Below are 6,885 nucleotides of genomic sequence, written 5' to 3'. Positions count from 1 at the left end.
CCAATCCCTCATCGCCGCAAACTGGAAGGGCCTCTCCGACAAGGCCAGCTTCCAACAGCGACAGACAAACAATCCCATCCTCATCTCAATGGGTATCGATGACCAGCGAAGAAAGATAACCCGAATGGAAGGAAGCGCATGATGCAACGCCACATGAACCTGATCGATGGAAGCTGGGTCGGCTCCGACTTCACGGTGAACGGGAACCCTTCCGATTTGGCCTCACCTGTCGGGGAATATGCGCGTGGATCGGCCGCTGATGCCGGGGCGGCCATCGCTGCTGCGCAGGCGACTGCGCCAGGCTGGGCACGCATGCCACTGCTGCAGCGACAAGCCATCCTGCGCAAGGCGGCCGACGAGATCACGGCGCGCCGCGAGGAGCTTGGCAGGCTGTTGTCGAGCGAGGAGGGAAAGACCCTGCCGGAAGGAATAGGCGAGGCAACACGCGCCGGACAGATCTTCGATTTCTACGCTGGCGAAATCCTGCGCCAGAGCGGCGAGATAATCAGTTCGGTCAGGCCAGGGATCGGGATCGAGATTTCGCGCGAGCCGGTTGGAGTCGTGGGCATCATCACGCCATGGAACTTCCCGATTGCGATCCCGGCGTGGAAGATCGCGCCTGCCCTTGCCTACGGCAATACGGTCGTTTTCAAGCCGGCCGATCTGGTGCCGGGCTGCGCTTGGGCACTGGTGGACATCCTGCATCGGGCGGGTCTTCCGCCGGGCGTGCTGAATCTGGTGATGGGGCGCGGATCAGTCGTGGGGCAGGTGATGCTGGAAAGCCCGACAATCACTGCAATGTCCTTCACCGGTTCGACAGCGACGGGGGCGCGTGTCGCGGAAGCATCCGCCCGCTTGGGGAGGCGTGTGCAGCTTGAGATGGGAGGCAAGAATCCACTGGTCGTTCTTGATGATGCCGACCTGTCCGTGGCGGTCGATTGTGCCGTGCAGGGCGCCTATTTCTCAACCGGACAGCGTTGTACTGCGTCTTCTCGCCTGGTCGTCACCGAAGGAATCCATGATGCCTTCGTCGCGGCGCTGACGGAGCGCCTTGGTCAACTTACGGTGGGTCATGCACTTGAGGCAGGCGTCCAGATCGGACCGGTGGTGGATCCCGGACAACTTGAACAGGATGAGCGATACATAGCGATCGGCCAGCAGGAGGGGGCGCAACTGGTCTTTGGCGGGCAGCGGGTGCAGCGGTCGACAGAGGGGCACTTCCTGACCCCGGCGCTGTTCACCGAGGCCAACAACACCATGCGCATTGCGCGTGAGGAGATCTTCGGACCCGTCGCTTGCGTCATCCGGGTCAAGGACTATGACGAGGCGCTGAGCGTGGCGAACGATACGGAGTTCGGGCTGTCTTCGGGCATCGTGACCAGAAGCCTTGCACATGCGACCCATTTCAAGCGGGAGGCGCAGGCTGGAATGGTCATGGTCAACCTGCCGACAGCGGGGGTCGATTTCCACGTGCCCTTCGGAGGACGCAAGGCGTCAAGCCTTGGGCCGCGTGAACAGGGACGGCATGCAGTCGAGTTCTTTACCACGGTCAAGACGGCTTACATTTCGGCAGGTGCACCATGACTGGTACGGCGGCGACAACCACGCGACGGGACATCACTACCGAAACCGCCGCTGCCCTTGTCAGGGCAGCGATCGACGAGGCGACACGGATCAAAGTCAGGATCTGTGCCGTTGCCGTGGACGCCAGTGGCCTGCCGCTTGCCCTCTTGCGCATGAACGGCGTGAACGAGCCCATGGTTGCCTTCGCGACGGACAAAGCCTGGACGGCTGCGACAATGCGCCGGGGAACCGATGCCTTGCGCCAGAGGATGGAGCAGGACCCGCTGCGCCTGGGGGCCGCGAACAGAGAGCGGCTGATGCTTTGGGGCGGTGGGCTTCCGATTGTGATCGACGGCGAGGTTGTCGGAGCGATCGGCGTCTCGGGTGCGCTGGTCGATCAGGATGTGCATTGCGCAGAGGCCGCTCTGGCAAGTTGCGGACTCTCCTCGACTGCGTAGGGCAATCGTCTCTACCAGTGCATGCTCTTCAGATAAGCCTTTGCAACGCTGCGACGACCTGATCCTCTGAAACGGCAAAAGGTTCGTTGTGGATGATCTCGCCGGGACGGCACGCCCGACGGGCAACCAACTGGAGTTTTGCGTCCGTCACGTCGGAAATCCCGATATCTGCCAGCCTGGTGGGCAGACGGGTCTCTTGGCAGAACCGTCGCACCCGGTCGAACTCCGCGTCCTGTCCGTTGAGGATCAGACCGGCCAGCACCCCAATGGCGACCTTCTCGCCATGAAGAAAAGCGTGCGTTTCGTCCAACTCGGTCAATCCGTGATGGATCGCATGGGCTGCGGCAACTCCGCCCGACTCGAACCCCAGGCCTGACAGCAATATGTTTGCCTCGACCACGCGCTCGAGTGCAGGACCGGCTACACGCTTGTCACACTCTGCCAGTGCAGCCGCTCCATGTTCGAGGACCGTTTCGAGACATTGGCGTGCTACCGCATAGGCAAGCGGCAACCCCGGCAGTCCAAGGCAGTTCTTCGCGCCGCTTGTCTGGCAGGAATTCGCCTCGTACCACGTCGCCAATGCGTCACCGATTCCTGCCGCCAGAAAGCGGGAAGGGGCGTTGGCTATGATCTCGGTGTCAACAAGAACCAGGTCGGGGTTTCTTGGCAGGAACAGATCATGGGCCACTGTGCCTTCGTCCTTGTAGATGACCGACAGCGCAGAGCAAGGCGCATCCGAGGCCGCAATGGTCGGCACAATGATCACCGGCAGGCCGGCCTTCGCCGCCGCAGCCTTGGCGGTATCAAGCGTCTTGCCGCCGCCGATCCCGACGACGACGGTAGCAGCGTTGTGCGCGGCAAGACCAATGAGGTCTGAAATGGCACTTTCCGTGCATTCCCCGCCAAAGCGGTGCTGGCTGAAGTGCTCGATGGATGCCAGGCATCGCGCCGTCCGCTCCGAAACCATGTCGAAGATGGCTGCGTCCACCAAAACACAGGCGCGGCCGGAGAATCGTGCCGCTTCTTCTCCCAGTCGATCGAGTGCGCCTTTGCCTTGCAGATACCTGCCCGGGAATCGCGCCCCGCGGATGATTTGTGCACTGTTGGGCATCGACCCCTCGTTCCCTTTTTCACTAAGCTAGAATTTCGAAATGTTACATGTCAATTGGGGCCGGCATGTTGAACTCTGATCTTTCGCCTGCCGCAGTTTCGATCGCGCAATCGTTGTGCGCCCTGTCGCGACGATGCGCAGGCGGGCTGGCTCCACATCGACTTTGCGCCGCATGACGCTGGCCTGCAACGCTTTGGGCGCTCAGCGCAGGGCTTGGCGATCCAGCCCAGATAGGCAGTCCGCGCGGGTCGCAGACGATTGGTAGTACGATCCACGGCCTCTATCCGATCGGGGATGGGATGGCCCCGCCTTCGTCCCTACGCCGGATCGAGGAGTGGCCGTCAGGAACCGAAGCGGCTGGCGGAATCGCCACTTCCGATTCATCGGTCGAACTGTCCCGAAGGCCAGGACCGAGGACTGTCCGCCCTATATGCAACTGAAGGACCTGGCCAGAGCTAGAGGGCTGCTTGCAGCACCTCAACCGCTGGAGTTGAAGTCGCAGACATTTGCCTGGATCTCCGACGCGCGAATATTCGGTATGCTCAAGCAACAGAACCTTGGTCTCAGACGTTAGGGGCGTCTCGCAAACGAGCGGCCACAGATTGTCTCCTGTGGTCGCAGAGTATCGATGGCGCCCTGCGGCTACTTCGCGCCCGCAAGCATCCGCGCTAGCCAGTGATAGGCTTCCTGAACGTCGTAGTCGCCGCTATGCGGTGTCATCCAGGGGAGGGCAAAGTTGACCTCCCGCACGTCGGAATCGCCCGCGATGGCGCGAGATAGGGCGACTTCGACGGCAAAGGACGTGTCACGGTCGATCATCCCGTGACGGACATACCAGTAGGGCGCGGCTTTCGCGTCCGTCCTCAGATAGGACATCGGGTCGATCATGCGGATCTGTTCAGCGAGATGCGCTCCGTCGCCCGCAAGCCAAGTCTGCCAGTCGGCTCCCGTGTCGTCCATGCCCGATCCGTCGCCAGCGATGTCATTCGCGTTCCAGCCATAGGGTGTAAAGTTGGACCATGCCTGGCCGACCGTGCCGAACAGCGTGTTCTCGCCGTCGATGCCTTCATTGCCGGTGTTGTTGCTGCGGTCGAAGGCCGGCACGGGCTTCAGCGCCGTGACCTGTGCCACGAAGGCCAGGAAGGCCTGCAGGTCGAAACCTGTGACCCGCCCTGCCTCGACGCTGACCCAGGTGTTGGGCAGGTTGATCGCGACTTCGCCGCCGAACATGCGCGGGATGGTCACGTCAAAAGGCTCGCCCATCGCAGGCACCGAGCCGCCGGTAGCGACATGTCGTTCGACCGAGGCGATCACCTCGGCCGAGATCGCCTCGGTCATCGTTTCGACGGTCAGCGCCTGACCGTCGGCCAGCGTCAGGCCGAGGCCTGCGAGGTATTCTGGATAGGCCATCGCCAGCTTGGCCGAGGCCGAGGACTGCTCATCCGTCAAGAGCCCTCCCGCGGTGTTTCCTGCGCCGCGCAACGGGCCATAGAGCCATTCGTACGCCATGTCCGCATGGCCAAGATCGGTGATCGGGCAGTATGCGATCGCAGCGAATACCGCGTCCGAAAGCGTGCTCGTTTTGTCGGCGGCCATACCTGCGGCCCCGATTTCGGCCAGATAGGGCTGGTAGTCGGAACTGTCGCCAGAGGCTGCGACGACCGCTGTCAATCCGCCACCACCCGATGTGCCGGTCACGACGATCCGTTCGGCAGATCCCGGAAGGGCGGAATCGTTCAGCCGCAGCCAGCGGATTGCCGCCTTGGTATCGACGACCGCCGCAGGCGCATGGCCGGGATAGCTGCCGTTGACCGCGATGATTCCACGCCCGCGCGTCCCGACATCAACATAAACATACCCTGCAGCCAGTGCCGCGCCTGCCTTGTCGGTATCGCTGTCCGAGACATATGCCTTGCCCTCTTCGATTCCGTCCCGCAACTCACTGGCGAACCACCCGCCATTGCTGACGTTCAGGATGATGGCCGAGGTGTCGGTCGCGCCTGGCGGAACAAAGATGGCGAGCTTTTGGTAAGCGTACGGATCGGCCAGCGTCTGTGTCTTTGACCTGGACGGGCTGCCCCCGGGCCCCATACTGCGGGCAGGTTGCTCCTCGGCCATGGCGATCGGCTTGCCCACATATACGGCCTCATAGCGACGCAGAGCCATCGGCGACCCGTCCACCGTCACATGGACCGTGGCATAGGCGGCCGGGTCGATCCGCAGTTCAGCATCATGGGTGCCCTGTGCCAATGCAGCCCCTCCGCTCAGGACCAATGTCGTTGCTGTTGCAGCAAGCCAGCCTGCCTCTTTGCTCAATGTCCCAGATTTCATTTCAAAGCTTCCTTCCAGTCTGTCGTGCAGCGCGGGGATCAGAGATCCTTGACCGAGGCATCGGCCTCGCCGACAACCCAGTAGCCCGCCGCGCGCAGCCATTCCGGCGGGACGCCCCGCGCCAGCACCGCATCGCGCAGGGCGCGGGCTACGCCGGCCTCTGCGGCGATCCAGACAAAAGTCTGCGGCGGCAATGCTACCGCCTCAAGCGCGGTTGCGAGCGCGGTCGCATCGGCCGGGTCTTTGCGATGCACCCAAATCGGCTCATGATCCGCCTTTGTCTCGACCACCTGTTGGTCGGCAATGTCGGATACGGCGACAATACTGGTTACGGTCGCGCCGGGTGGCAACTCCTCGATCCGCCGCGCGATGGAGGGCAAGGCAGTCTCGTCCCCGATCAGCACCCACGACGCCACCGGCCCGCCAATGACCAGAGACCCGCGCGGGCCGCCGATCTCGGCCCGGTCGCCGGGGCGCGCCTGCAGGGCCCAGAGTGTTGCAGGTCCCGCATCGTGCAGGGCAAAGTCGATCTCGAGCCAACTCTCCTCTGGGTCATGGCGGCGGGGCGTATAGTCGCGCATGACCTTGCCACCCGTGCCATCTGGGACAAAGAGTTTCACGTGATCCGCCGGCGACGCCGACACGAAATCTGCCAACTCCGGACCGCCCAGGCGGAGGCGCAACATGTTGGGCGTGACGCGCCGGCTGGAGATAATGCTTAGCTCACGCCGCCTGGTTTCGTGGCGCAGGCGTGTCAGGAGGGGTGTCTTCGAGGACTGGTCCATCACTCGCCTCCCGTGATCAGGGCTACGTCGAGGTCGGCCTCGGTCTTGGCCGAAGTCGCGGCGATTTCGGTCAGGGGCTGACCGGCGTCATTTACCGTGAGGCCCGCAGCGGCGAGCCGGGCCGTCAGGGCTTCGGTCGTCAGGCCGATCGCGGGGGCTACGTCCGATAGAGGCCGCGTGAGCACCAGATGCGCCAGCTGGAATTGTGGTGGGCCGCCGACCGCGGCACTCTCGCCGGCAGGCAGCAGGAACACCCCCGCGGCAAGAGCCGAGACCGCCAGCGCGACAACCATCGGCATGTGACGGAAGTAGGATATCATCGGGCGCCAGTTCCGCCACAGGTGCAGGCCGAAGGGCAGGATCAGCACCATCGACAGCCATTCGTGCATGCCGTGAAATCCGCCGGGGCCGACGTGGAAGAACAGGGCAATGCCCGAAATCAGCGAGACGATAAACAGGCCCGTGATGAACGGGGTTGCGTAGCCGGAGAGCATCTTCGTCATCTGGTCAGGTCCTCGTGAGTCATAGTCGAAGCTTGTCCTCCCGTGATTCCTACGCCCATGCCCCCGTTTTCCGTCGCTGTCCTTGTGGAGATTCTTGAATGGCAACGGACCGGGGTTAGTAGGCGGTAGAGGGT

6 protein-coding genes are annotated in these 6,885 nt (G+C 63.0%); 2 read left to right on the top strand and 4 right to left on the bottom strand.

The window, feature by feature from the left end; genetic code table 11:
- The first annotated feature begins 141 nt into the window (after window positions 1–141).
- Together L0V05_RS11440 and L0V05_RS11435 are read left to right on the top strand one after the other, a co-directional pair.
- Window positions 142–1,584, top strand: coding sequence for an aldehyde dehydrogenase family protein (locus tag L0V05_RS11440; RefSeq protein ID WP_234870535.1), 1,443 nt, complete (start codon window positions 142–144; stop codon window positions 1,582–1,584).
- On the top strand, window positions 1,581–2,021 hold the full coding sequence (locus L0V05_RS11435) for a GlcG/HbpS family heme-binding protein (protein WP_234870533.1): 441 nt from the start codon (window positions 1,581–1,583) through the stop codon (window positions 2,019–2,021). The genes L0V05_RS11440 and L0V05_RS11435 overlap by 4 nt, the downstream gene beginning before the upstream one ends.
- 28 nt (window positions 2,022–2,049) lie before the next feature.
- On the opposite strand, the gene L0V05_RS11430 is transcribed toward L0V05_RS11435, so the two are convergent.
- The 4 genes from L0V05_RS11430 to L0V05_RS11415 form a co-directional block, all read right to left on the bottom strand.
- Window positions 2,050–3,132, bottom strand: a complete 1,083-nt coding sequence (locus L0V05_RS11430; RefSeq protein WP_234870531.1) for a glycerol dehydrogenase — start codon at window positions 3,130–3,132, stop codon at window positions 2,050–2,052.
- 642 nt (window positions 3,133–3,774) lie between these two features.
- A complete protein-coding gene (locus tag L0V05_RS11425; protein ID WP_234870529.1) occupies window positions 3,775–5,463 on the bottom strand; it encodes a subtype B tannase in 1,689 nt (562 codons plus the stop codon).
- 38 nt (window positions 5,464–5,501) lie between these two features.
- Complete coding sequence (locus L0V05_RS11420; RefSeq protein ID WP_234870528.1) at window positions 5,502–6,248, bottom strand: siderophore-interacting protein; 747 nt, start codon at window positions 6,246–6,248, stop codon at window positions 5,502–5,504.
- The gene (locus L0V05_RS11415) at window positions 6,248–6,751 is read right to left on the bottom strand and encodes a DUF4405 domain-containing protein (RefSeq protein WP_234870526.1); all 504 of its coding nucleotides are present in this window, start codon (window positions 6,749–6,751) and stop codon (window positions 6,248–6,250) included. Before L0V05_RS11415 ends, L0V05_RS11420 begins: the two co-directional genes overlap by 1 nt.
- Between the last annotated feature and the right edge of the window lie 134 nt (window positions 6,752–6,885).

Source organism: Alitabrizicola rongguiensis (assembly GCF_021491355.1).
Lineage (GTDB): Bacteria > Pseudomonadota > Alphaproteobacteria > Rhodobacterales > Rhodobacteraceae > Aliitabrizicola > Aliitabrizicola rongguiensis.
Note: the sequence above shows the minus strand (reverse complement) of the source record. Positions and strands in the feature narration are given on the sequence as shown.

What these genes read in the sequence shown, in the direction of transcription:
- L0V05_RS11440 (WP_234870535.1), top strand. Translation starts at nt 142, where the DNA reads ATGCAACGCCACATGAACCTGATCGATGGAAGCTGGGTCGGCTCCGAC.
- L0V05_RS11425 (WP_234870529.1), bottom strand. Translation starts at nt 5,463, where the DNA reads ATGAAATCTGGGACATTGAGCAAAGAGGCAGGCTGGCTTGCTGCAACA.
- L0V05_RS11430 (WP_234870531.1), bottom strand. Translation starts at nt 3,132, where the DNA reads ATGCCCAACAGTGCACAAATCATCCGCGGGGCGCGATTCCCGGGCAGG.
- L0V05_RS11415 (WP_234870526.1), bottom strand. Translation starts at nt 6,751, where the DNA reads ATGACGAAGATGCTCTCCGGCTACGCAACCCCGTTCATCACGGGCCTG.
- L0V05_RS11420 (WP_234870528.1), bottom strand. Translation starts at nt 6,248, where the DNA reads ATGGACCAGTCCTCGAAGACACCCCTCCTGACACGCCTGCGCCACGAA.
- L0V05_RS11435 (WP_234870533.1), top strand. Translation starts at nt 1,581, where the DNA reads ATGACTGGTACGGCGGCGACAACCACGCGACGGGACATCACTACCGAA.